Annotated in this window: 20 protein-coding genes; all 20 read right to left on the bottom strand. The window is 37.6% G+C overall.

Annotation, left to right across the window (positions count from 1 at the left end):
* Positions 1-64 precede the first annotated feature (64 nt).
* Positions 65-1,480: a S41 family peptidase gene (locus tag MHI40_RS04775; protein WP_093537320.1), complete on the bottom strand. Its 1,416-nt coding sequence runs from the start codon at positions 1,478-1,480 to the stop codon at positions 65-67.
* A gap of 72 nt (positions 1,481-1,552) precedes the next feature.
* Positions 1,553-2,131, bottom strand: a complete 579-nt coding sequence (locus MHI40_RS04770) for a peroxiredoxin family protein (RefSeq protein WP_340761747.1) — start codon at positions 2,129-2,131, stop codon at positions 1,553-1,555.
* A 2,045-nt stretch (positions 2,132-4,176) separates the two neighbouring features.
* On the bottom strand, positions 4,177-5,502 hold the full coding sequence (locus tag MHI40_RS04765; RefSeq protein WP_340761745.1) for a murein hydrolase activator EnvC family protein: 1,326 nt from the start codon (positions 5,500-5,502) through the stop codon (positions 4,177-4,179).
* A 29-nt stretch (positions 5,503-5,531) separates the two neighbouring features.
* Positions 5,532-6,419 carry a permease-like cell division protein FtsX gene (ftsX, locus tag MHI40_RS04760; RefSeq protein ID WP_093537317.1) on the bottom strand — a complete coding sequence of 296 codons (888 nt, stop codon included), beginning with the start codon at positions 6,417-6,419 and terminating at the stop codon, positions 5,532-5,534.
* Positions 6,409-7,095 carry a cell division ATP-binding protein FtsE gene (gene ftsE, locus MHI40_RS04755; protein WP_093537316.1) on the bottom strand — a complete coding sequence of 229 codons (687 nt, stop codon included), beginning with the start codon at positions 7,093-7,095 and terminating at the stop codon, positions 6,409-6,411. The genes ftsX and ftsE overlap by 11 nt, the downstream gene beginning before the upstream one ends.
* 277 nt (positions 7,096-7,372) lie before the next feature.
* Entirely contained in the window at positions 7,373-7,720 is a 348-nt protein-coding gene (gene cccB / locus MHI40_RS04750; RefSeq protein WP_093537315.1) for a cytochrome c551, read from the bottom strand.
* Positions 7,721-7,770: 50 nt separating this feature from the next.
* Entirely contained in the window at positions 7,771-8,646 is an 876-nt protein-coding gene (locus MHI40_RS04745) for a YitT family protein (protein WP_093537314.1), read from the bottom strand.
* Between the two features lie 758 nt (positions 8,647-9,404).
* Positions 9,405-10,871, bottom strand: a complete 1,467-nt coding sequence (locus tag MHI40_RS04740; protein WP_340761744.1) for a methyl-accepting chemotaxis protein — start codon at positions 10,869-10,871, stop codon at positions 9,405-9,407.
* An 81-nt stretch (positions 10,872-10,952) separates the two neighbouring features.
* A protein-coding gene (gene prfB, locus MHI40_RS04735) for a peptide chain release factor 2 (protein WP_407691709.1) occupies positions 10,953-12,057 on the bottom strand; the annotation gives its coding sequence in 2 pieces (ribosomal slippage) (positions 10,953-11,990 and positions 11,992-12,057; 1,104 coding nt in all).
* Positions 12,058-12,251: 194 nt separating this feature from the next.
* Positions 12,252-14,762, bottom strand: a complete 2,511-nt coding sequence (gene secA, locus MHI40_RS04730) for a preprotein translocase subunit SecA (RefSeq protein ID WP_340761743.1) — start codon at positions 14,760-14,762, stop codon at positions 12,252-12,254.
* Positions 14,763-14,897: 135 nt separating this feature from the next.
* Positions 14,898-15,455: a ribosome hibernation-promoting factor, HPF/YfiA family gene (hpf, locus tag MHI40_RS04725; protein WP_340761742.1), complete on the bottom strand. Its 558-nt coding sequence runs from the start codon at positions 15,453-15,455 to the stop codon at positions 14,898-14,900.
* Between the two features lie 110 nt (positions 15,456-15,565).
* Positions 15,566-15,946, bottom strand: coding sequence for a PilZ domain-containing protein (locus tag MHI40_RS04720; RefSeq protein WP_340761741.1), 381 nt, complete (start codon positions 15,944-15,946; stop codon positions 15,566-15,568).
* Between the two features lie 153 nt (positions 15,947-16,099).
* Entirely contained in the window at positions 16,100-16,594 is a 495-nt protein-coding gene (locus MHI40_RS04715) for a C40 family peptidase (protein WP_340761740.1), read from the bottom strand.
* Positions 16,595-16,773: 179 nt separating this feature from the next.
* The gene (locus MHI40_RS04710) at positions 16,774-18,462 is read right to left on the bottom strand and encodes a methyl-accepting chemotaxis protein (protein WP_340761739.1); all 1,689 of its coding nucleotides are present in this window, start codon (positions 18,460-18,462) and stop codon (positions 16,774-16,776) included.
* Positions 18,463-18,837: 375 nt separating this feature from the next.
* Entirely contained in the window at positions 18,838-19,686 is an 849-nt protein-coding gene (locus MHI40_RS04705) for a VOC family protein (protein ID WP_340761738.1), read from the bottom strand.
* A 375-nt stretch (positions 19,687-20,061) separates the two neighbouring features.
* Positions 20,062-20,643 carry a 3-isopropylmalate dehydratase small subunit gene (leuD, locus tag MHI40_RS04700; RefSeq protein WP_340761736.1) on the bottom strand — a complete coding sequence of 194 codons (582 nt, stop codon included), beginning with the start codon at positions 20,641-20,643 and terminating at the stop codon, positions 20,062-20,064.
* Positions 20,644-20,658: 15 nt separating this feature from the next.
* The gene (gene leuC, locus MHI40_RS04695) at positions 20,659-22,068 is read right to left on the bottom strand and encodes a 3-isopropylmalate dehydratase large subunit (protein WP_093537305.1); all 1,410 of its coding nucleotides are present in this window, start codon (positions 22,066-22,068) and stop codon (positions 20,659-20,661) included.
* 19 nt (positions 22,069-22,087) lie between these two features.
* On the bottom strand, positions 22,088-23,188 hold the full coding sequence (gene leuB, locus MHI40_RS04690; RefSeq protein ID WP_340761734.1) for a 3-isopropylmalate dehydrogenase: 1,101 nt from the start codon (positions 23,186-23,188) through the stop codon (positions 22,088-22,090).
* 174 nt (positions 23,189-23,362) lie between these two features.
* Complete coding sequence (locus tag MHI40_RS04685) at positions 23,363-24,904, bottom strand: 2-isopropylmalate synthase (protein ID WP_093537303.1); 1,542 nt, start codon at positions 24,902-24,904, stop codon at positions 23,363-23,365.
* The gene (ilvC, locus tag MHI40_RS04680; RefSeq protein WP_340761733.1) at positions 24,891-25,922 is read right to left on the bottom strand and encodes a ketol-acid reductoisomerase; all 1,032 of its coding nucleotides are present in this window, start codon (positions 25,920-25,922) and stop codon (positions 24,891-24,893) included. Before ilvC ends, MHI40_RS04685 begins: the two co-directional genes overlap by 14 nt.
* Position 25,923 lies beyond the last annotated feature (1 nt).

Here is a 25,923-nt window from a genome sequence, read left to right as displayed (position 1 = left end):
TATACTTCCTATTATTGTAACAAACGTAGAGGGCTTTGCGTATAGGATTTTCGTATATACTTTGTTATTTGATATCGTGAAGTAAATAACTTACTCCCATTTGGAACTGTTTATCGTTTTCTCTACTAGTTTTATAATCTAGAATAGTTTTTGATAATGACTGAAATAATACATCATCAATCTCGTTATACTCGTCTAGGCTTCTCTCTTGTCGATACTTTTCAATAGCATCCTGTGTATCTTCATCAAAATATCCATCCTGACGACTGATATTATAACCAATTGCCCCTAATACTTGTTGAACATACTTTACTTCCTCCCCGAAGTCTCCCACATGAAAATTCCCTTGATAGTATTTTATATCCATCATATATAATTCATCTGGCTCGACCTGTAAATCTGCTTGAATTCCTTTGTGATGGATCCACTCTTGTTTCGGAGTAAGCCATTTATGAGTGGAGATTTTAAGCTTCCCTCCATTTTGAAGTGGGTGTGTTTCTTGCACTGTCCCCTTACCAAAACTTTTTTCGCCAACAATCATTGCACGCTTATTATCCTTTAAAGCCCCAGCTAATACTTCACTTGCTGAAGCACTACCGCCATTTTGTAGCAACACCACCGGGAGCTTGTTTAAATACTGATTGTCTTTTTTTTCAGTATTTAGCATTTCCAAAACCCCTTTGGCATCTTGCATATAAGCAAAAGTGGAACCATTCGGTAGTAAAGTACCGATTATTGTCGAAACACTATATAAATAGCCACCCGGATTTCCTCGAACATCAATTACAAGTCCATCTATTCCTCGTTCTACTAAAGCTTTCGTTTGTTTCTCCCATTCTTCTCCAGTCTTCTCTCCAAATAATGAAATATTGACAATGCCTAGTGAATAATCATCTACTTCATAAACATCACTGGAAACCGTATGCATCGCAATCGTGTCCCGTTTCATATGTAATTCGACATGGCGATTCTCACTAGACCGATATACAGTCATTTTGATACTAGTACCTTTTTTACCGCTTAATAACTGCATTAACTGCGTCATTGACTTTCCTTCTACTCTTTCTTCATTTACTCGAACGATTTCATCCTGAGGCTTTAAGCCAGCTTTAAAAGCAGGTGAATCTTTTAAAGGTGCTACTACGACAAACTTTCCTGCCGAAAGCATAATCTCCGCTCCAATTCCAACCCTTTCCTCTGCTAGTGATGCTTCTTGATTCGCTGCTTCTTCCATAGTTAAATACGTACTATGCGGATCCTCTAATGCCTCAGCCATACCACGAATGGCTCCTTCAACGAGCAGACTGTCATTTTTGGAGAATACTGCTTCTTTTTTGATCAATTGAAACGCTTCATCAATGACTTGACTATTGCTTACATCTTTTTGTTCTGTAGCTGATGGTTTCATCAACCACATATACCCGATACCTAAAACAACAACGACTAGCAATCCATAAAGAAAAAATCGACTTTTGCGCAAGTTCAACCTCCTACTTTTCCACTAATATATGTGTGAAAAGAGGAGTTTAATACTTGCCCCAAAAATCGATTCTTATTTTAAATTACTTATATAGTCTGCTAACATTTGCTCATCCATTGGACCAACAATCTTATTTTGGATGGTCCCTGTCGTATCGATCATATACGTCGTTGGTATTGTAATCGCTTGATAGGTTTCTCCAACTACTCCATCTTCATCTAAAAGTATAGGAAAGCTAAGTGCATAATCATCTTGGAAGGCTTTCACTTTATCGATTCCAACATCGCTACTTGTCAAATTGACAGCTAAAATTTCTACATTTTCTTTCTCTGCCATATCTTCGTAATAGTTTTGCATATGTGGCATTTCTGCTTTACATGGTCCACACCAAGTTGCCCACAAATTTAAAACAATTTTCTTCCCTTTATAATCTGAGAGCGTAACTTCCTCGCCAGCTAATGTCGTAAGTGTAAAGTTAGGTGCCACATTCCCTTGACCTAAACCTTCGTTGGCAGGATTGTTTGCCAAATCTGTGCCCAACTGCTCCCCTGCAAATGCTTCTTGTTCATCGATATTACCTCTAACAAACGATATTGTGGCTATTGCTATTAGAGCAGCAATAACTACTAGCGCAATTATTTTCTTTTTCATATAATACCTCCTACTTGGAACGATATATTTCTCTGCCCTTATTATATGTTATCCGTTGCCTAAAATACGAATTAAAAGAGTTGCAATTGTGACTATGTAGTGAAAAGTAAGCTTATGAAATATTTTCTAAACGGATGTGCGCTAGCCACACGCTAAGCATGAGCCTTCTAGGATGATTGCTTTCAGCTCCTTCATCCTTTAGGAAGTCTCATTCTTCGCGCTCATGCGGCTTGGAAGGCGCACATCCTAGTTTCTGCTGATGACATTAGAGAAGATATACTAAAACGACAAATCATTAGAAATTAATCATTCTTCGCTAATTTATGGGGATTTTTTCCGTTTCGCGAGTAAATAAGTTTGCAGAGTGAGTAAATCCATTGTGACCGCCAGTATCTAGTGAATTATGCGGGTATTTGAATCAGGTCCGCTTGTATTTAACGTTCCTGAGTGAGTAAGTGATTAATAAAATGTCTTCTAAACGGATGGGCGCTGGCCGCACGCTACGCATGAGCCTTCCAGGATGGTCGCTTTCAGCTCCTTCATCCTTTAGGAAGTCTCATTCTTCGCGCTCATGCGGCTTGGAAGGCGCACATCCTAGTTTCTGCTGATGACATAGAGAATATATTCTAAAGGGACAATATAACAATAGAAAGTAATTATGTTCCGCTGTTAGAGAATTTTTTCCGTTTCGCGAGTAAATAAGTATGCAGGGTGAGTAAACCCATTGTGAACGCCAGTATCGAGTGAATTGTGCGTGTATTTGTGTCAGGTCCGCTTGTATTTAACGTTCCTGAGTGAGTAAATGATTAATGAAATGTCTTCTAAACGGATGTACGCTGGTCGCAGCTACGCATGAGCCTTCTAGGATGGTCGCTTTCAGCTCCTTCATCCTTTGGGAAGTTTCATTCTTCGCGCTCATGCAGCTTGGAAGGCGCACCTCCTAGTTTCTGCTGATGACATAGAGAAGATTATTCTAAAGAGACAAATCATTAGAAAGTAATCATTCTTGCTAATTTATGACAATTTTTTCCGTTTCGCGAGTATGCAGGGTGTGTAAACCCATTGTGAACGCCAGTATCTAGTGAATTGTGGGAGTATTTGAATCAGTTCCGCTTGTATTTAACGTTCCTGAATGAGTAAATGATATTTATGCTAATGAAAATGTTCTCTAAACGGATGCGTGCTGGCCGCACATCCTAAGTACCACTGATGATACTGGATTTAATTTCTATAGATCTGAATCATTTTCTCTTAATTAACCTTTTCCAATTCATCGTTTTTATACTACTAAAATCGATTCAATTTCAAAGTTAACACCCACTCACTTATTGATTGAAGTGCTGTACGGCGACTCCTGCGGCAACAGCGTGTCCAGGTGAGACTCTGCAAGAGGCTCACGGACCGCCCGCGGAAAGCGTACGCACGGAACGTAAATCACAGTAGTAGCTGCCTTTTGTTACTTACTACTATCGGTTATTTGCTGAATAATCTAGCTAGTGTTTTTTCCATCTATATTAAAATTTCCAATTCATCGTTTTATACTACTAAAATCGATTCAATTTCAAAGTTAACACTACTCCCTTATTGATTGAAGTGCAGTGCAGTGCGGCGACTCCTGCGGCAACAGCGTGTCCAGGTGAGACTCCGCAAGAGGATCACGGACCGCCCACGGTAAGCGTCCGCACAGAACGGAAATCACAGTAGTAACTGCCTTTTGTTACTTACTACTATCGGTTATTTGCTGAATAATCTAGCTAGTGTTTTTCCTTCAATCTTAAAATTTCCAATTCATCGTTTTTATACTACTAAATCAATTGAGTTTTAAAGTTTATACCTACTAACTTATTGATTGAAGTGCTGTTCGGCGACTCCACGGCAACAGCGTGTCCAGGTGAGACTCTGCATGAGGCTCACGGACCGCCCGCGGAAAGCGTACGCACGGAACGTAAATCATAGTAGTACCTTTCCATAAGCTATCTTGAATTCTATTATGAAATCTACAATAAAAAAACGCTTCTCCACGAATGGAAAAGCGTTGGTTACTATTATAATGAAATATATCTCAGTGGGTTAACAGAGTTTTTGGCCATACCTTCCCAGTTTCCAATATGAATCTCAAAATGTAAATGAGGTCCAGTAGAATTACCGGTAGTACCTATCGCTCCAATAATCTGACCTTTTGATACAACTTGTCCAACACCAACTTTAATACTACTTAAATGCGCATATAAAGAAGTAAATGTCTGGCCATCAATAGAATGTGTCACCATGATTACATTCCCGTATGTGCTCAGTGGAGAAGCATAAGAAATAACTCCATCAGCAGCAGATAGTACTGGTGTACCTGTACTGTTCGCAATATCAATACCGTAGTGAGTTTTTATTCCTCCTGAAATTGGGTGTGTTCTACTACCATATCCAGAAGTGTATCGACCTGATGCTGGTTTTGTCCATGCCCCAGCAGAGACATTTGGAATGGCTATTGAAGAACCACCACCACCGCCACCACCACTAGCTGCTTGCTGACGTTGTCTTTCTGCTGCTTCTTTACGTTTCTTTTCTTCAGCTGCTTTTCTTGCAACTTCTGCTAATCTTTTTTGTTCAGAAACTATTTTGTTTTGTGTTTCTTGACTTAAGTTTAGAATTTCGTCATATTCCGTTTCTAAAACTTCTTTTTCTTCATGTAATTTTGCTTGTTCTACCTCTAGTTGGTCTACTAAATTACCTTTAGAAGCTTTTTGTCCATCCAGGGAGGCCTTTAAACTTAAAAGCTCATTTTTGCTATCTTCTTGCTGTTGCAATTTTTTGTTTAAACTTGCCTGTTGTTCTTCTAATTGTTTTTTATCATTTGCTTGCTCTTCTAAGATAGTACGATCTGCATCCATCAGCGTGTTGACAGCAGAAAAACGGTCGATAAAATCGATGAAACTATTTGCCCCTAATAAAACATCTAGGTAACTTACAGATCCTCCGCTTACTTGAACAGCACGAATACGCTCTTTTAGTAGTTGATCGCGTTCTTCAATTTTTCTTTCAAGCTCTTTAATAGAAGCTTGTAACTTTTCAATTTCAGTAGTTGTTAATTTTATTTGGTTTAATACTTCCGAAATCTGTGATTCTGTATTAATAATCTTAGTATCTAACTCTTTAATTTGAGCCATAATTTGATCTATTTTCGATACATTTTGATCGATCTTACCTTCTGTATGTTTGATAGTTGAGTCAATATTATTTTTCTTTTGCTCTAATTGTTTTTGTTCCTGTTTTAAATCATCTAGAGTATTCGCTAAAGCGCTAGGAGTCGTTATTAAAAGCGCCCCAGTAGTAGCTATAGCCATAATTCTTAGCATCCATTTAGACTGTTTTCTCAAAACCTATCTTGCTCCCTTCAATTTACCAATTATACCCGTAAAAATTTACGAACCGACATGAAACTTCCCCAGATACCAATAAGTACACCCATTAATAATATTAATGCGTTTACTTGATAAATAAATGGCGAAAATTCGAGCAGTTTAAATAAGTTTCCTGATTCTAATTTTGGCTCTAACAATTTATAGATATTAGAGTAGAGTACTGTAACTAATGTTATAGGAATGATAGCTCCTAAAATCCCTAGCCACATACCTTCTAAGATGAATGGAATACGAATAAACCAATTCGTTGCTCCTACTAGTTTCATAATTTCGATATCTCTTCTTCTTGCAACAATTGTGATACGAATGGTGTTAGATATTAGGAACATTGCTGTAAATAGTAATGCCAAGATTAGCACTAATCCAACATTTCTCCCTGTGTTCAAGAAGGAGAATAGTTTTTCTATTTTACCTTCCCCATACTTAACTTCAAACGTATTATCGAGACGATCTAATTTTGCTGCCACTTTTTCTGTTTCCTGAGGGTTGGTAGCTTTAGCATAAAACACATCATGTAGTGGATTCTGTTGTTCAAATAATCGTAAATCTTCTCCAAAATCAACTACTAACTTACTTAACTCTTCTCCTTTTGGAGAATATGTAACTTCTTCAATTCCAGTTGTGTCTTTAATATCTTGTTCTAGCTTTGTAATAGCTGCTTCATCTGCTGTTAATTCGACATAGACCTTAATCTCTACGTCTTTCTCCAAGTCATCTGCTACTTTGTTCAAGTTCATCATAATCATGACGAAAACGCCGACAAGTAATAATGTAACTGTTACCGCACTAACCGAAGCAAATGTCATCCATCCGTTACGACTGATGCTCTTTAAGCTTTCTCTAAAGTGTCTTGCTAATGTTCTACCCTTCATAACCGTATTCTCCTCCGTATTCGTCTCGAGTGATTAATCCACCCTCAACTGCAATAACACGGTGTCTAATAGTATTAACAATTTCTCTATTATGAGTTGCCATAATAATTGTTGTTCCTCGAGCATTAATTTCTTTAAATATATTCATAATTTCCCATGAGGTTTCTGGGTCTAAGTTTCCTGTAGGTTCATCTGCTATAACAAGTTTGGGTCTATTGACGATGGATCTTGCAATTGACACACGTTGTTGTTCTCCACCTGAAAGCTCCGTTGGGAACATTCTTGCTTTGCCTTTCAACCCTACCAGTTCTAATACATCCATAACTTTTTGTCGTATCACTTTTGGTGTTTCTTCTATAACTTCTAATGCAAACGCCACATTTTCATAAACACTCAAACGTGGTAATAATTTAAAATCTTGGAACACTACACCGATTTGGCGTCTTAAAAGTGGAACTTTACTATTTTTTAGAGTAGCTAAATTGATACCATTTATTAAAATATCTCCTGAGGTTGGGCGTTCTTCTCGATACATCATTTTGATGAATGTCGTTTTTCCTGCTCCACTTGGTCCAACTACATAGACAAAGTCACCTTGTTCAATCTTTACATCAATACCGTTTGCGGCAACAATACCATTTGGGTATTTCTTGTAGACATTTATCATTTCTATCATTAATAAACCACCTATTTAGATTCGTCATAAAATGCAACACGCCTATTATAACATTAGATACGCTTTTATTTGTTACAATTAGATTTCATTTTATAGGTAATTATAGGGGGAATTGTCTAAAGTCGAATCTACGTTTTATCCTAACTAGTAAATTTCACTTACATACCTTGTACCCACTACCCCATATTCTACATTATGTGAGAAGATTCCTTCTTTTATTTCAATAAAAAAACAGCTACTCAAAGAGCAGCTGATTTCGTTTGTTAACTTTCAAAGATTATTTCTTAGCAGCTAACCACTCTGCTACTGCAGTTGCGTCATCTCCAGAAATAATACCTCCTGGCATTGCGCCTCTACCGTTTTCAATTACATTTAAAATTTCATCTTGTGATAGGCGTGAACCTACATTATTAAGGGCCGGGAAGTTACCTTGTCCCTCTAAGTTTTGACCATGACAGCTAATACATTTTGCGCTAACAATTTTTTCTGCGTCAACTGAAGCTGTTTCAGTAGTTGTAGTGCCAGAGTCTGTTGATGTATCTTTATCAGCTTTATCATCTCCGCCACCACATGCAGCAAGTACTAATCCTGCTCCAAATATTAAAGCTAAGAGTTTCTTATTCATGTTATTACCTCCCTAAGTTAAATTTAATCTGCATACTCATTATACCTTACTTATGATCTTTTGAAACCTTCTCCCAGTACTTCATAGGCATCCGAAACTATGACAAAAGCAGCAGGGTCAATAGTTTTAATGATATGTTTCAACTTTGTGAACTCTGTCTGATAAGCCACGACCATTAAAATTGGTCTTTCCACATTCGTATACCCACCATAAGCTGGAAGTTTCGTTACACCGCGATCAATCTCGGTATATATAGCATCTCTAATTTCATCCTGTTTATTCGTAATAATATAAATCATTTTTGATTGACTAAAACCTAGTTGCACGAGATCAATCGTTTTAGTGGTAACAAATAATGCTATTAACGCATAAAGGGCCCTTTCAATATCAAAAACAAAAGCTGCACTAAGTACGATCAATCCATCTATTAACAGCACACTTGTCCCAAGAGAGAATCCCGTATACTTCGTAATAATTTGTGCTGCTAAATCAGTTCCGCCTGTAGATGCGCCACCTCTAAAAACGATACCCAAACCTAAACCAACACTAATTCCACCAAACAATGCACCAAGTAATGGATTCATCGTCCATGGTTCCCAGGCAGCCGTCAATAGTACAACTGCTGGTAGCACTAATGTACCGACAAACGATTTAATACCAAATTTTGCGCCTAAAAATATAAGTCCTGCTATAAACAATGGAATATTAAATGCATATTGCACAAGTCCAGGCGCCCAACCAAAGACTCCTTTTAAGATTGTACTAATTCCGCTAACTCCACCAGAAGCTACTTGGTTCGGTAACAAAAAAACGTTGAATGCAATCGCAATAATAGCTGCACCAATGATTACATAAACATAATCCTTGGAATTTTTAATAATGGGGTGTGGTTCTTTATATTGTCTACGATTAATATTAGTTTCCATTTCATTCCTCTTTCATCCACATTCTTTGTTTGCCTGCACTAGTATAACAAGTGAAAAGTAATTTGTGAACTTCAACAAGATAGCGTGTTGACGAGGTGAAGTGGATGAAAAGGAGAGTTGTGGATTGTCTTATATAGATGTTATCTCTCCAAAACAGTGAGTTATACATACAATTGTTTCAAGTTCATGGATAAGTGATTAAAAATATATTTATAAAGTTGATTTCTGCTCTGGGCGGACGCTTTCCGCGGGCACGGCTTCAATCTCCTCAGGCCAACAGGATGTTGGTCACGAAGGCGTTGCCACACGAAGTGGCGTTCTTAGCCTTAGTTCCTCTTAAGCGTTCCTGTGAGGCTTTCAACTCATGCTACCGCTGGAGTACTCCCTCCGCACCAATCAACAAAGTTCACCATATTTGTGTTTTTATTAAAATAAGTAACTATTAAATTGACTGCCTTCGGACAGTATGCATATAAATCGATAACTAACATTCTAGGCAAATATGTTAGTTACTGTAACCTTACCTTTTATGGTGTTTAGATAAGCTCATTTTCTAATTAATAGTTAATGACTACTCACTTACTGATTGGAGTGCAAGGTGGCGACTCCAGCATATAAGCGAGAAAGTCGAGACCCCGCGGAAAGCATCCGCCTGAAATGGAAATCAGTATTCTATGAACAAAACTGGAGTGTTTACTCTATATTTTATATACTTTGTATTTAAAAAGAGCATGTCCTAAGACACACTCTTTAAGTAACTATTTTGTATTAATGCTTTGGGCTTCTTTATATGTTTCATCGATATAGTTGGCAATTGCCTGCTGATCTTCTGTTATTTGCACAAGTGTTGCATTGAATTCTTCTACAGTCGCGGTACTTTCTTCAATAATAGCCGCAAATTCACTCGTACTAATATTAATGGATTCTGTATTATTGGAGATAATATCTACATCCTTTAAGAACTTAGCTAACTCGTTTTGCAGTTTCTTCATTGTTTCATGAAGTTTATTAAATGATTTATTTGATTTATCGGCTGTTGAAACTTGTGCATAAATTTGATTTACTCCATTTTCTAACTTTTTAAGAGCTTCTTGATTGTATTTGTTTAATTGGTTTAAATTATCATCTATTTTTTCTAGAGACTGATCAGTGACACCAGCAAGCTTTCGGATTTCTTCTGCCACAACGGCAAACCCTTTTCCAAGTTCTCCAGCTCTAGCTGCTTCTATAGATGCGTTCAAGGCTAGAAGATTAGTTTGTGCTGTTATTTGACGAATATCACTCGCAAAATTATTTGTTTCATTAATTTTTTCGGAAAGACCGTTAAATGTTTTATTGAGTTCCACAAAAAATACGGTGAATTCATCAATTTCATTTTTCATCTTTTCCATCACTATAGAACCGTCCGAAGCATTCTGTTCTGCAAATTCAGCTTGTTTGACGATTTCATGTAAATGTCCAGCCATTTCTTTTACTGAATCAGAAGTGGCCTCAGTAGATTTAACAATATCCACTACATGATCTGCTTGTTTTTGAGAACCAATACTTACTTCCCCTACCGCAACAAGCATTTCTGCCTGTGCATTGTTTGTATTAAATGTATTCGTACGAATTTGCTCCAAATTAGATGTAATGACAGACACTGCAGTTTCCAGTTTTTGATGTAGAAATGTTTCTTCATCAGATTTAACTTTAGCATCTTCTAAAAGTTTTTCAACTTTCGTGAATAGATTCTTACTTTGCCTTACTTGTAAGAAGATACCTAGTGCCATTATGAACTGAATGAAGAAAATATTCACAGTTCGTCCTTCAAATATACCTGAATCATCCCACATTACATTTAATATCATTGCGAACACACATAAAATGTAACCGTATACAAAAATACTCTGCTTTGAATGTAAACTGCTTAGAATTAGAATGAAAAGTGCTAAAACGATTGTAGCGATGCTTACTTCATTGAAATAACTCATGCTGACGGCTGTAATAGCCCCCGCTAGTATGACAAAATACGGGAATATACGAGCGAAATATATCGACTTTCGAGCGATAATAAACATAATTACGGATATGACAAATGGAATTCCAATTGAAATAATGACAACTACTGCTTGTTGAATAATAATTTGTACAAGTAATCCTAAACCTGCTGCTAATGCATAAGCTAAAAATAAAATGACATTTTTTCTTTGTAAGTCTTCATTTTTCAACTCATTAATATTCATTACTCTTTCCCCTGTCTTTTATATTCTGAAAATTAAAAAACCGATGCTATATAATTATAACATCGGTTTCTAAAACGTCTATTAGTTTATTTTCGAACGTAGATAAGCGTGAATAAACGGATCAATTTCACCGTCTACAACGGCATGAACATTACCGCTTTCTTCATTTGTACGGTGGTCTTTTACCATGGAGTATGGGTGGAATACGTACGAACGTATTTGACTTCCCCATCCGATTTCTTTTTGTTCCCCACGGATTTCTAATAACTGTGCTTCTTGTTCTTCGATCTTCAATTGATATAATTTTGATTTTAATAATTTCATCGCATGCTCACGGTTTTTTATCTGCGAACGCTCTGACTGACAAGTAACAACCGTATTTGTTGGTAAATGCGTAATACGAACAGCTGAGTCAGTTGTATTAATATGCTGTCCACCAGCGCCAGTTGCACGATAAGTGTCAACTTTCAAATCTTCTGTCCGAATATCAATTTCAATTTCATCTGTAAACTCTGGCATTACTTCGCAGGATACAAATGAAGTATGACGGCGCCCTGATGAGTCGAAAGGTGAAATACGTACAAGACGATGAACGCCTTTCTCCGCTTTTAGATAGCCATATGCATTATGTCCTTTAATGAGTAGAGTTACCGATTTAATACCAGCTTCATCTCCAGGTAAATAATCAATCGTTTCTACTTTAAAGCCGCGTTTATCTGCCCATCGTTGGTACATACGAAGCAATATAGAACCCCAATCTTGAGACTCAGTACCACCTGCACCTGGATGCAATTCTAAAATTGCATTATGCTTGTCGTATTCTTCACTAAGTAACATTTGTAATTCAAAGTCACTCAGCTTGTTTGTAAACTCATTGAGTTCTTTCCCAAGATCTTCTTGCAACTCTTCATCTGGCATTTCTTTGATCAATTCCAAAGTCATTTCCAAATCTTCTTGCGTAGATTCAAGAGAACGATATTCTTCTACTATTGTTTTTAGAGCATTAGTTTCATTTATTACTTTTTGAGCTCCTTGTGCATCATCCCAAAAATCAGGAAATGTCATTAGCTCCTCTAATTCTTGAATACGAACCTCTTTGTTTTCTAAGTCAAAGAGACCCCCTAAAGTCTTTTAACTTTCCTGAAGTTCTATCTAGTTCATTACGTACTGTTGCAATTTCTATCATTTGTATTCCTCCGACTTTCTGGTGTCTAGTTATAGTTCAAACTTTGTCGTTACAATAACATAGTAACGACATGTGAACGTATTCTGCATTTCTTAGTGGCTTGCTACAGACGCCAACCTCTCGAGTCGCTTTACGATTAAGATAAAGTTTTCCAAGTCCGGTCGAGGGTTACAGGCGTCTTGCGCTATTTATATTTATTTTACTGCACCGTGACAGTTTTTGAACTTTTCACCGCTACCACATGGACATAGGTCGTTTCGTCCGACAGAAACTTCTTTACGCATAGGTTTTTTCTTCACTGGGCCGCTGTCTTCTTTTGGATTTACAGCTTGCCCTTTTGCTACTTCTTCACGTTCTAAGTTATTGCGAATTTCTGCTTTCATCGCGTATTTTGCAACGTCTTCCTGGATGGAATCGACCATTGCTTCGAACATAGCGAATCCTTCACTTTGGTATTCGCGAAGTGGATCCGTTTGCCCATATGCACGCAAATGAATTCCTTGGCGAAGTTGATCCATTGCATCGATATGATCGATCCACTTAGAGTCAATAGAACGAAGTAATACTACCTTTTCAAACTCGCGCATACGTTCGGCAGTCATTTCTTCTTCTTTCGCATCGTAGAAACTTATAACTTCTTGTTTGATTTTTTCGATCATTTCTTCAGAAGATAAACTTTCTAATTCTGATTGTGTAATGACACCTTCTGGCAACAAATTCGCTTGAACATAATCTTCAATTCCTTTTAAGCTCCAGTCTGCCTTATTCTCAGAGCTTGTATGAGTAGAAACTAAACGTTCAATTGCGCCAAATAGCATCGACTCCACTAGTACACGCATATTCTCTGTTTCAAGTACTTCATTACGTTCTTTATAAATGATTTCACGTTGTTGACGTAGTACATCATCATATTGTAATAAACGCTTACGTGAATCGAAGTTATTTCCTTCTACACGTTTTTGTGCTGATTCCACAGCACGAGATACCATTTTAGATTGAATTGGCTGTGAGTCATCCATACCAAGCTTAGACATCATGGCACGCATATTATCGGAACCAAATCTGCGCATTAACTCATCTTCCATCGATAGGTAGAACTGTGTTACCCCTGGGTCACCTTGACGACCAGAACGTCCACGTAATTGGTTATCTATACGACGAGATTCATGTCGTTCTGTACCAATAACCGCTAATCCACCAACTTCAATGACACCGTCACCTAATTTAATATCTGTACCACGACCAGCCATATTTGTTGCAATCGTTACAGAACCTAAATGTCCCGCAGTCGCAATAATTTCTGCTTCATGTTCATGATTTTTGGCATTTAATACATTATGCTTAATGCCATGTTTAGTTAACAATTTAGAAATAATTTCAGAGGTTTCAATGGCAACAGTACCTATTAGAACTGGTTGACCATTTTTATTGCGTTCTGCAATATCAGCCGCTGCTGCTTCGTATTTACCATTCATAGAAGCATAGATTAAATCTGCACGGTCATCCCTTGCTATTGGACGATTTGTTGGTATCGCAATAACGTTCATATTGTATATGTTACGGAACTCTTCTTCCTCCGTTTTTGCCGTACCTGTCATACCTGATAGCTTATCGTACATACGGAAAAAGTTTTGGAACGTAATTGTAGCCATTGTCATTGACTCATTTTGAACTTCTAAGCCTTCTTTTGCTTCAATCGCTTGATGAAGACCATCACTGTAACGACGACCTTTCATCAGACGACCCGTAAACGAATCGACGATTACAATGTCCCCTTCTTGAACGACATAGTCGACATCCAAATGCATAGAAGCGTGGGCTTTAAGTGATTGATTAATTGCATGGTTTAAACGCACATGAGTCAAGTCAAATAAGTTATCTATATTGAAAGCTTTTTCTACTTTTTCAACACCTGTATCCGTTAGTGTTACACCTTTTGTAGATTCTTCATAAGAATAATCTACTTCTTTTGTTAAGGTACGTACAAATGCATTTGCTTGTTTATAAAGAAGTGCTGCTTTATTGGCTTGTCCAGAAATGATTAAAGGCGTTCTAGCTTCATCGATTAAGATCGAGTCAACTTCATCAATTACAGCGTAGTGAAGTGGACGTTGCACTTTATCTTCTTTGTATAACACCATATTATCTCTTAAATAATCGAATCCAAGCTCATTATTCGTCGAATACGTAACATCCGCAGCATAAGCTTCACGTTTTTCTTCTTTGGACATGGAATTTAAATTTAATCCCACACTTAAACCTAGGAAATTATATAATTTTCCCATCTCCGCAGCATCACGACTAGATAAGTATTCATTGACCGTAACAACATGCGCTCCAAGACCAGTGATTGCATTTAAATAAATGGATAATGTAGAAGTTAGTGTTTTACCTTCCCCAGTCTTCATTTCCGCAATATTACCTTCGTTTAGAGCAGCTGCTCCCATAATTTGAACACGGAAAGGGAACATTCCAAGTACACGTCTAGATCCTTCACGTGCTACTGCAAATGCTTCTGGCAATAAACTATCTATGCTTTCTCCTTTTGCATAACGTCCGCGGAACTCGTCTGTTTTCCCACGAAGTTCATCATCAGTTAAGGCTTCCATTGTACTTTCTAATGCTTCTACTTTATCCGCAATTTTTTCTAAGCGTTTTAGTTCACGTTTATTCAAATCGAACACTTTGTTTAATACACCCAGCATCTATTTTCACTTCCCATTTAATATCTTACTCTACATTTTACCATTCGTTCTAAAGGCACGCAAATAAGGTCCATTATTAAATCAAAAAACTCTCCTCGCAATTACGAGGAGAGTTGGATATAAGTCTTTAAAGGCTTAGTTAGTTTCGATTAAGCCGTATTTTCCATCTCTGCGTTTATAAACGATATGAGTACCATTAGACTCAGCATCTGTAAAGATGAAGAAGTTATGACCAAGCATGTTCATTTGCAATACCGCTTCTTCTTGGTCCATTGGTTTTAAGTCGAACTGTTTTGTACGGACGATATTATATTCATCCTCTTCGGAATGATCAGTTACTCCTTCAGGTGGATCGATTGTAGCAAAAAATGTAGCTACACCTTCACGCTCACGGAACTTGCGATTTACTTTTGTTTTATATTTTCTAATTTGACGTTCTAGTTTATCTACGATTAAGTCCACTGCAGCATACATATCTGCATTACGTTCTTCTGCTCGTAGTGTTAAGTTTTTCATAGGAATTGTTACTTCCACTTTTGTTTGTTTGTCGTTATACACTTTTAAGTTAACGTTTGCAGTCGCTTGAATCTCTTCGTTGAAGTAACGGTCTACTTTATCAATCTTACCTTCAACGTACTCACGTATTGCAGGAGTCACCTCAATATTTTCTCCACGAATGTTAAAGTTTAGCATGAAAACTCCTCCTTTAATTTAACTCTATATATATATTTCAACACCACCTTTAAAATATCCTTCTTATTTTAAAGTTTTTATTTATTTTTTGTCGAAACTTGTAATATTTTTTACTTTTTAAGTTCCATTTCTTTCCGTCTACGTTTTTTTAGCTCTCCAATAATCATTTGTTCACTTTCACTATCTCCAACCAACTTAACACCATACTCATGGCCCCATGCTTTTCGGTGGGACCATACAAATTCCCCAACCATGGAAATAGGATTTGTATCTAACGTGAAATTCAATTCCACATGATGTAATTGATCTATGGAGATAAATAAATCGCTAAACAACTTCAAGCCATTCGGACTTATGTCTATGATTTTGCAGGCACCTTTGTTTGATAACTCCACACCAACATTGCCTTCGTTTTGCTTGATTAGACGAAAGGTTGCGTCACAGGGTTCTTCAAATGTATAACGAAAATATTCATTGCGATTATACTTCAAATCCACCTCTCCTTCCGATATTTTTAAATTTTATATTTCTTCATTATGCATAATGAGGAAAGAATTATCAAATGATATGAGATAATTTACACTATTTTCAGAAACAAAAAAGTTCTACCGTAAATTATACGATAGAACAGACATGTATATGTTTTATTTATTTATCGCTACTGTTACATCCGCAATTCGTTTAGCTCCTACATAGCGGTCTCCCCAATAATGAGGATCACTTAACTTATCGATTTTCACACCTTTTGAAGAGGATGAGTGGATAAATTTTCCGTCTCCAATATATATACCAACATGCGATACACCTTTACCAGCTGTATTAAAGAATACTAGGTCACCAGAAGCTAAATCACTTTTACCTACCTTAGAACCCGAAGCGTACATTCCAGAAGATGTTCTCGGAAGGCTTACTCCTAAATCTTTATACACATAACTTACGAATCCTGAACAATCAAAACCTGCTTTTGTTGTACCGCCACCACGATATTTTGTTCCAATTAAATCTTTAGCTGTTGCGACTAATTCAGATGAGTTAACAGAACTTGCGGCTTGCGTATTTACTGCGAATGGTGCTGTTACTAAGAGAACAGATAATAGTAACATAGCCGTGAATTTTTGCGACATAGATTTCAAATTCATCGTGTTCCCCCAAGGTCTTAAATTTTCTGATTATTTCTCTAAACTCATGTTACCATTCTTTAAACCTTTTTAATTTTACAGTTATGTAACAATTGTGTTACAAAGAAAAGCTATATTCTCCAAGGGTTTGCATATAAAAAACCTAACAAGTATAAAAAATATTACTTGTTAGGTAGAGTTTATATTACAAATCTTGTGCTTGAATTCTCCAAAATAATTGCCTGCTCATTCACATCATTTATCAATTTAGATAGCTTTTCGATATTTTGAACATTAGCTAGAAGCATGTCATCTGTTAGTTCCATTTGTACTGTGTTAGATTCTATCGATTCTATTAATGCAAAAATGAGTTTCTCAGAAGTATTCTTTTCTTTTTCAATAGTTAACATAGAATCTTTCATATGGTCGTTTTGATACTTGGAATCTCTTATGTAGGAAACTATTTTATCCATCTTTTGATGTAACATTTTAAACGTTGCAGCATTATTTTTGGAAGTTTCCATTCCTTCGACAAACACATTTGCCATTTGAGTACCTTGTTGAGTAATCGAATTGGATATTTGACGTATAGTATTTGCTGTACCAGATACTTCATCTGCCAATTTCTTCACTTCTGCAGCTACAACAGCAAATCCTTTACCATCTTCACCTGATCTAGCAGCCTCTATGCCAGCATTCAGTGCCAATAGGTTTGTTTGTTTTGAAATCGCCTGTACAATTGTGGTCATTCTAGCGATTTCCTCTGTTCTTTCTTGAAGTAGCTTTCTTTCTTGATCTGCTTCTTTAAATAAGTTTCGTAACCTTGCAGACTCTACAGCCGTTTTTCTCAATGCCAATGCACTTTCATCCGCCATTTGTACAGCAATAGCTGAATCCCCGTTTAACTTAATAACCTTCTCTGTTACTTCATCAAAAGTATGGGAGAATTCCTCTAGAAAGGAGCGGATACCGATAGAAGCTTCTTTTTGATTGCGCATGCTTCCACCAGTTTCATGGATAGCTAGTTTAACGGTATTTGTACTATCGACCGTATTCTTAGAATATCCCTTTAGCTTTACGCTATTGGCACTTAGATTTTCTGCAGTAAGTTTGATCGTTTTTACGATGTTAATAAGATTAGCTCTCATCTCATTCATCGCTTTTGATACTTCTCCTATTTCATCGTTTGATAATATGTCTATTTGTTCACTATTTAGTTTTCCTAGAGATATATCTTTTGCAGATAGTACTACTTGCGAAAGCTGAGTCTTAATTTGTCGATTTGTTAATAATACTAGAGCGAGTGATAGTAATCCCGCGATTAGAAACGATGCAACGACAATATAAATTGTATTTTTCTGACTCTCTGACATTTCTTCTATTAAAAGAATTCTTTTGTCAGATTCAAGTTGTCTAGCGTCTTTTAGCAATACTGTCAGGCTTACGTACTTTTCATTGATGGACTGAAGTTGTCTTCGTTTGGCGACATTTTCTTTGTTCATAACCGATTCCTTTAAGTTATTCTCATATGTAGTTTGTATTGATTGTAAGGTTTCTGAGAAAGTTTTCCAATCTACATAGGGCATCTGTTTCCTTGAAGAAATTTGTAGATTAATTAGATTCTCTTTTGTCGATTCATAATCTTTGTCAAACTCTTCTAGAGGATCTCCAGCAAAATTAGAAATGGCGATATATAAACTCGCTACCTCCGATCGCATAATATCCGCACTCTCGACATTTTGTGAGTAGACTTCCATATCATTAGCTAACTCTTGGTTGTGAACTACTTGGAAAATCAATAAGACAGTCATCGCTCCAAATAAGATAAAGGAACTAAAAATAGCAATTAAATACTTCATTCGCATTGGTATAGTAGACCATTTTTTCATAGGTATTCCGACCTCCCACTGAAATATAGCATAACACCTTGCTTAAATGAGTGTGTTTTCTGAAACTTTACAAGGATTTTACAAATTTACAAAGGAGCTTTCGGTGTAACCTAATAGTCTTAGTAAAATTTCAATTGTTTTCTCTTTAATTTATTGTATTAACCTGTCGAATACTCTGATTAGAGGTGTCGATATAAATGCAGGAAACAACAAAATGCCTTATATAGGTTTGGAAGATCGAATTCAAACATATTTTGTCACAGCTAGAGTATTTCAAAAATGAAGGAAATGAAGATGCGAGAGTAGAAATTCGTTGAAGCTATAGATAGAGGGAGAAGATTCAAAAATGACTCCGATTTTCTCGGAGTCATTTGTTTATTTTATAGTTAATTTAATTTTATTTTGAGAAGGATCTTTAACGGTGTATATACCATTTTCTTCAAAAATTTCTGATCCAAATGCTTTTACTTTCGTAATTGCTATTTGTAGTGCTTCATTTGAAGGATAAACGACAGAGAATGCTTTTAACCCAACCACGTTTTCTGGTGTAGGAGGTGCTCCAATTCCCGCCCAAGTATTTAATCCAATATGGTGATGGTATTTACCAGCTCCCATAAATAAAGCCCCAGGATAATTAGGAGTCATCACATCAAAACCTAAAGCATTGTAAAATTCTTTCGTTAAGTCTAGTTCAGAGACATGTAAATGAATATGTCCCATTACAGTTCCTGCTGGCAAACCATTCCACGGGGTATTAGCTCCTTCCGTCAAAATACTTTGTGCATCAATTTGAAGGGTAGCCATTTCCACATACTCATTTTCCCATTTCCACTCAGAATCTGGACGATCAGTAAAAATCTCAATGCCATTTCCATCAGGATCATTTAAATATAGTGCTTCACTAACTAAGTGATCTCCTGCTCCCACTCTAATGCTAAGCTCAGAAAAATATCTTAAAATTGCCCCTAAATCCGCACGTGTTGGTAATAATAACGCAAAGTGATATAATCCAGCAGTTTTTTGTTGAGTTGGCATAATATCAGCTGGTTGTTCAATAGAAAGAAGTGCTGTTTTACCATCAGCAGTAAGATATATTTTGTTAGCTTGCTGTTCCAATATTGTAAAGCCTATGATATTCTCATAAAATTCTACGGAACGCTGAAGATCTACTACCTTTAACTCTACTAATTCTACAAATGTGTTTGGTTTATTATGATATTTCATGTTGATTCCTCCAGTTATTTATATAGGTTACTTTTCGTAAGTAATTATATTTTAGTTACTTAATAAAGTCAAGAGAAGAGTTTAGGTTAAGCTTGTAATAATGGTGAATCGCTAATTAGTTGGTGTTAATCGCAAGGTCTGAGGACAGAATCACAAGTTAGTTGATGCATATCGCAAGATGATTGTGTGGAATCGCAAATGGTGGGATTAAATCGGAGCATTACAGTTTTGCGCATCGTTTTATTATTCGCAACATCTTACGTCGTATACGCAACGTATACCTCGATTTACGCATTCTCGCAATATTATAATCACTCTTCTTGTAAAACATCAAAACACCACTTTCCTCAATCAGGGAGTGGTGTTTTCGAGTTGCTAATTAGCTATTTTTTTGTCTTCATAAGCTTTAATTTTATCTTCATATTGGAAGGTTAACGAAATTTCGTCCCATCCATTTAGAAGCATTTTCTTTTGGTATGGATCAATGTCAAATGAATATACCATACCATCTTCGCCTGTTACGGTTTGCGCTTCTAGATTAACTGCGACATTATATACTTCTTTGCTTAGCAAGGCTTCCACTTCACTCACCGATAACTTAATCGGTAAAATTCCATTTTTCATGCAGTTATTATAGAAGATATCCGCAAAGCTCGGTGCAATGACTACTCGAAATCCGTAATCCAAGATGGACCAAGGAGCATGTTCACGGGAGGAGCCACATCCAAAGTTATCATGGGCTACTAGAATTGTAGATTCTTTATATCGTTCATCATTTAATACGAAGTCTTTAATTGGTTGATCATTCGCATCGAAGCGCCAGTGGTAAAATAGGTATTTTCCAAATCCAGTACGTTCGATACGTTTTAGAAATTCTTTCGAGATAATTTGATCTGTGTCTACATTTTTTTGATTTAAAGGTGTGATGACACTTTTAATTTCATTGATAGGCTCCATTTGTTTTCCTCCTCCTTATGCATTTACTAGTCCAAATTTGCGAATATCTACAATATGCCCTTCGATTGCAGCAGCTGCTGCCATTGCTGGGCTCATCAGATGTGTTTTCGAACCCGCACCTTGACGGCCTTCAAAGTTTCGATTAGAAGTGGATGCACAGTGCTCTCCTGCTGGAACTATATCATCATTCATCGCTAGGCACATACTGCAGCCTGATTCGCGCCATTCAAATCCTGCATGAAGGAATATTTGGTCGATGCCTTCTTGCTCTGCTTGTTTTTTAACCGTTTGGGACCCTGGAACGACAATCGCCGTTACATTTGGATGTACTTTACGCCCTGCAATAACATTTGCTGCTGTGCGAAGATCGCTTAAGCGTGCATTTGTACACGATCCGATAAATACATTTGATATAGCGATGTCCTCTAGCGGCATCCCTTGTTCTAGTCCCATATAAGCTAATGCTTTTTCATGTGCTTGTTGGTCACTTATTTCAGCAAAATCAGATGTGTATGGAATATTTTGCGATACACCAGAACCCATCGAAGGATTGGTACCCCATGTGACAAACGGCTCAATTTCATCTGTAGAAATTTCTACCGTTTTATCGTAAAGTGCCCCTTCTTCCGTTGCTAGGGCTAACCAACGTGCTGCTTCTGTTTCAAAAGCTTCCCCTGCCGGTACATGCTCACGCCCTCTAAGGAATTCAACTGTAGTTTCATCCGGGCTGATCAAACCAGCACGTGCTCCTGCTTCAATCGACATATTACAAATCGTCATACGCTCTTCCATTGATAGCTTTCGAATCGCTTCGCCAGTATATTCGACGATATAACCTGTACCCATATCGATACCAAACTTCGCAATGATTGCCAAAATAATATCTTTTGCAGCAACGCCATATCCAAGCTCACCCGTCACTTTAATTTGCATTGTTTTCGGTTTAGCTTGCCATAAAGTTTGCGTTGAAAGTACATGCTCCACTTCACTAGTACCGATACCAAAAGCTATGGCACCAAATGCACCATGTGTAGATGTATGACTGTCTCCACAAACAATTGTTTTACCAGGCTGAGTTAGACCCAGCTCTGGTCCGATAATATGAACAATCCCTTGGTCCGGATGGTCCATATTGGCAAGTGGAACGCCAAACTCTTCACAGTTTTGTTGAAGTGTAGAAATTTGTTTACGAGCGATAACGTCTTTAATCTGTTCTCTATTTCGAGTTGGGACATTGTGATCCATCGTTGCATAACAAAGATCTGGCCGACGCACCTTACGATTATTCAGTCGTAACCCTTCAAACGCTTGGGGAGATGTCACCTCATGGATTAAGTGTAAATCGATATAGAGAAGGTCTGGTTTACCTTCTTCCTCGTACACAATATGTTCATCCCAAATTTTCTCAATAATCGTTTTTGCCATTTAGTTTCTCTCCTTTTGGTTAGACATAAGAAAACATAATACTATCTGATACAAATTCTGAGTCTAATTCTTCTAAAACTTTAGCCGTCCATTCTGTAGTAGAAAGCACTCGTTTTCCTTTTATTTCTAGGTCACTTGTGAAGTTACCGTCATTTAATACATTGAATACTGCTTCTTCAATAGCTGCTGCTTCTGTTTCCATTTGGAAAGACTCACGTAGCATCATTGCTGTTGAAAGAATTGTAGCGGCTGGATTTGCTTTGTTTTGCCCAGCGATATCAGGAGCAGAGCCATGGACCGGTTCATATAAACCAAAACCATCCTCACGCGTACTTGCAGATGGCAGCATTCCTAAAGAACCAGTGATTACGGAAGCTTCATCACTTAAAATATCTCCAAACATATTTTCCGTTACAATTACGTCAAAGTAATCTGGCTTTGTAATTAGCTTCATCGCTGTTGAATCGACAAGCATATGCTCTACTTCCACATCGGGATATCCTTGTTTTTTCTCTTCCACAATTTGACGCCATAGTTTACTAGAATCCAATACATTCGCTTTATCCACAGAAGCGAGCTTGCCCCGACGGCTTCTTGCTAATTGGAAGGCAGTATCTACAATTCGTTCAATCTCATTGCGGGTATAAACTAACGTATCGACTGCGTAATCATTTGTTTTCTTACGTGGTTCAGCAAAATATAAACCACCCGTTAACTCGCGTACAATGACTAAATCTACTGATTCTGCTACCTCCTTTTTAAGAGGAGATGCTTCTAGTAATGCAGGAATCGCTTTGACTGGACGAATATTAGCGTACAATCCAAAATGCTTACGAATAGCTAGCAAACCTTTTTCCGGACGTAAATGAGATGGATTTTGATCCCATTTTGGCCCACCTACTGCGCCTAATAGGATGGCATCACTTTGACTACATGCATTAATTGTTTCTTCTGGAAGTGGGTTTTCACAAGCATCAATTGCTGCTCCACCCATTAATCCGTATTGCAAGTTGAACGTATGGTTATAACGTTTTGCAATTGCTTGAAGCACCTTTACTGCTGCCTCTGTTACTTCTGGACCGATTCCGTCTCCCGGTAATACCGTTATCGTTTTTTCCATCTCATTCACTCCCATTTTTTTATTTACAAAGTTTATTTAAAAGGCTTTTGAGCCGTTACAGGTGGACGCTTTCCGCGGGCGAGGTCGAGCCTCCTCGTTCGCTACGCTCCCTGCGGGGTCTCAACTTACTCGCTTATCCCGCTGGAGTCGCCACCTTTCACTACAAACACCTATTCACTGACCTACTGCGGCTTGTTCTTTTATTTGAACGTTTACTAATTGACGATTGATGGCGTTGATATACGCTCTGGCAGATGCTTTCAATACATCTTGGGAAGCATTTCTACCCGTGGATGTTTTGCCGTTGAATGTTAAGTTGATTACTGCCTCACCCAGTGCGTCGCGTCCTTTAGATACAGACGATACACGGTAATCTAAAATGCGAACTTCGCCGTTCACAATCTTTTCTAGTGTATTGAAAATAGCTTCTACTGCACCAGAACCTGCGCAAGTTTCCACTACTTGTTCACCTGTTGGTACTTTTACAGTAATCGTAGAGGTTGGGACATTGTTTTCATAGTGGACGACTAATTCCTCTAATTCATACAATTCCACTTCTCCACTCTTCACTTGCTGATCAGTTAATAAAACAAATAAATCCTCTTCTGCAATTTCTTTCTTACGATCTGCCAACTTCTTAAATGCGACAAATGCGGCATTTAGTTTCTCATCACTTAGCTGGAAGCCCATTTCCGCGGCTCTCGAGAAGAAAGCATGACGACCGGAATGTTTTCCAAGAACGAGTTCAGTAGCTACGTCACCGATTAGATCAGGTGTAATGATTTCATACGTTTCCGGGTTTTTAAGCATGCCATCTTGGTGAATTCCAGATTCATGTGCAAATGCATTTTTTCCGACAACCGCTTTATTTGGCTGAATTACAACGCCTGTAAGCTGACTTACTAGTTGACTAGTACGTTTTGTTTCTTTTAATATAATGCCAGAATCTGCTTGGTAATAATCGTTGCGAATATGTAGTGCAACAGCTACTTCCTCCAGTGCTGCATTACCCGCACGTTCACCGATACCATTAATCGTACCTTCTACTTGCGTTGCTCCATTTTCGATAGCTGCTAATGTATTAGCTACAGCCATTCCTAAGTCATCATGACAATGAGCTGATAATTTCACTTTTTCGATACCTGTTACGTTTTCACTTAAGTATTTGAAGAGAGCTCCGTATTCAATAGGACTCGCATAGCCCACTGTATCGGGAATATTAATTGTTGTTGCTCCTGCTTTAATGACTTCATTCATAATGCGAACTAAGAAATCCTTGTCGGAGCGAGTTGCATCCTCTGCAGACCACTGCACAAGTGGAAAATATTTTTTTGCTAGTTTCACAGATTCCACAGCAATTTCGATTACTTGCTCAGGTGTTTTATTTAACTTATATTGCATATGAATCGGTGAAGTTGCGATAAATGTGTGTAGATGTGGTTGTACCCCACCTTTTAACGCTTCCCAAGAAGTTTCGATATCACTTTTAATCGACCGAGCTAGACCAGTAACGACTGAATTTTTTACCGTATCTGCAATTAGCTTAACTGCCTCGAAGTCCCCAGGGGATGAAGCAGGAAACCCTGCTTCAATAATGGAAACGCCGTACTTTTCTAGCTGACGAGCAATCTCTAACTTTTCTTTTGTATTTAAATTAATACCAGCTGATTGTTCGCCGTCACGTAGAGTTGTGTCAAAGAATTCAATTTTGCGCACTAGTCACCACTTCTTTCTTGACTTTTTTCCCTTCATTGATGAAAGGCATCATTTCACGTAATTTAGCTCCAACTACTTCAATTTGGTGCTCTGATTCTGCTTTTTTAATAGCATTATATTTTGGTCGATCTGTTTCGTTTTCTTTAATCCATTCTCTTGCAAAAGTACCGTCTTGAATATCTGTTAATACGTCTTTCATACGATCTTTTACAGATGCATCAATGATACGTGGTCCTGATACGAAATCTCCCCACTCTGCAGTGTCTGAGATGGAAGAACGCATTGTAGCCATTCCTCCTTCGTACATAAGGTCAACGATTAGTTTTAATTCGTGTAAAGTTTCAAAGTAAGCAAGCTCTGGTTGGTAACCTGCTTCTACTAATGTTTCGAAACCTGCTTTAACAATTGCAGTTGTACTACCACAAAGTACCGCTTGCTCTCCGAATAAATCTGTTTCCGTTTCTTCTTTAAACGTTGTTTCTAGAACGCCTGCACGTGCAGCTCCGATACCTTTTGCATAAGCAAGAGCTAGATCCTTTGCCTGACCAGTTGCATCTTGGTAAACTGCGAATAATCCAGGTACTCCTGCTCCTGCTTCGAATGTTCTACGCACTAAATGACCAGGACCTTTTGGTGCTACTAGGAATACATCCACATCTGTTGGAGGAACGATTTGACCAAAATGTACGTTGAAGCCATGTGCGAATACTAATGTTTTGCCAGCTTTTAACGAAGGTTCAATTTCTGCTTCATACACTGCTTTTTGTCTTTCATCTGGCAATAAGATCATGATAACGTCTGCTTTTTCTGCCGCTTCTTTTACAGAATATACTTCTAGACCATCCTCTTTTGCTTGATCGAATGATTTACCTGCACGAATACCAACTACTACATCAAATCCTGAATCTTTAAGGTTTTGTGCGTGTGCGTGACCTTGTGATCCGTACCCGATGATTGCGATTTTTTTGTCTTGTAAAAGTCCTTCGTTGATATCTCCGTTATAATACATTTTAGCCATT

The sequence above is a fragment of the Psychrobacillus sp. FSL H8-0510 genome, from assembly GCF_038008345.1.
Classification (GTDB): Bacteria; Bacillota; Bacilli; order Bacillales_A; family Planococcaceae; genus Psychrobacillus; species Psychrobacillus psychrotolerans.
This window is presented reverse-complemented; position numbering and strand designations above follow the sequence as displayed.

Excerpts from the sequence above, each read along its gene's own strand:
- MHI40_RS04770 (WP_340761747.1), bottom strand. The coding sequence starts at position 2,131 with ATGAAAAAGAAAATAATTGCGCTAGTAGTTATTGCTGCTCTAATAGCA.
- ftsX (WP_093537317.1), bottom strand. The coding sequence starts at position 6,419 with ATGAAGGGTAGAACATTAGCAAGACACTTTAGAGAAAGCTTAAAGAGC.
- ftsE (WP_093537316.1), bottom strand. The coding sequence starts at position 7,095 with ATGATAGAAATGATAAATGTCTACAAGAAATACCCAAATGGTATTGTT.
- cccB (WP_093537315.1), bottom strand. The coding sequence starts at position 7,720 with ATGAATAAGAAACTCTTAGCTTTAATATTTGGAGCAGGATTAGTACTT.
- MHI40_RS04745 (WP_093537314.1), bottom strand. The coding sequence starts at position 8,646 with ATGGAAACTAATATTAATCGTAGACAATATAAAGAACCACACCCCATT.
- MHI40_RS04740 (WP_340761744.1), bottom strand. The coding sequence starts at position 10,871 with ATGAATATTAATGAGTTGAAAAATGAAGACTTACAAAGAAAAAATGTC.
- secA (WP_340761743.1), bottom strand. The coding sequence starts at position 14,762 with ATGCTGGGTGTATTAAACAAAGTGTTCGATTTGAATAAACGTGAACTA.
- hpf (WP_340761742.1), bottom strand. The coding sequence starts at position 15,455 with ATGCTAAACTTTAACATTCGTGGAGAAAATATTGAGGTGACTCCTGCA.
- MHI40_RS04715 (WP_340761740.1), bottom strand. The coding sequence starts at position 16,594 with ATGAATTTGAAATCTATGTCGCAAAAATTCACGGCTATGTTACTATTA.
- MHI40_RS04710 (WP_340761739.1), bottom strand. The coding sequence starts at position 18,462 with ATGAAAAAATGGTCTACTATACCAATGCGAATGAAGTATTTAATTGCT.
- MHI40_RS04705 (WP_340761738.1), bottom strand. The coding sequence starts at position 19,686 with ATGAAATATCATAATAAACCAAACACATTTGTAGAATTAGTAGAGTTA.
- leuD (WP_340761736.1), bottom strand. The coding sequence starts at position 20,643 with ATGGAGCCTATCAATGAAATTAAAAGTGTCATCACACCTTTAAATCAA.
- leuC (WP_093537305.1), bottom strand. The coding sequence starts at position 22,068 with ATGGCAAAAACGATTATTGAGAAAATTTGGGATGAACATATTGTGTAC.
- leuB (WP_340761734.1), bottom strand. The coding sequence starts at position 23,188 with ATGGAAAAAACGATAACGGTATTACCGGGAGACGGAATCGGTCCAGAA.
- ilvC (WP_340761733.1), bottom strand. The coding sequence starts at position 25,922 with ATGGCTAAAATGTATTATAACGGAGATATCAACGAAGGACTTTTACAA.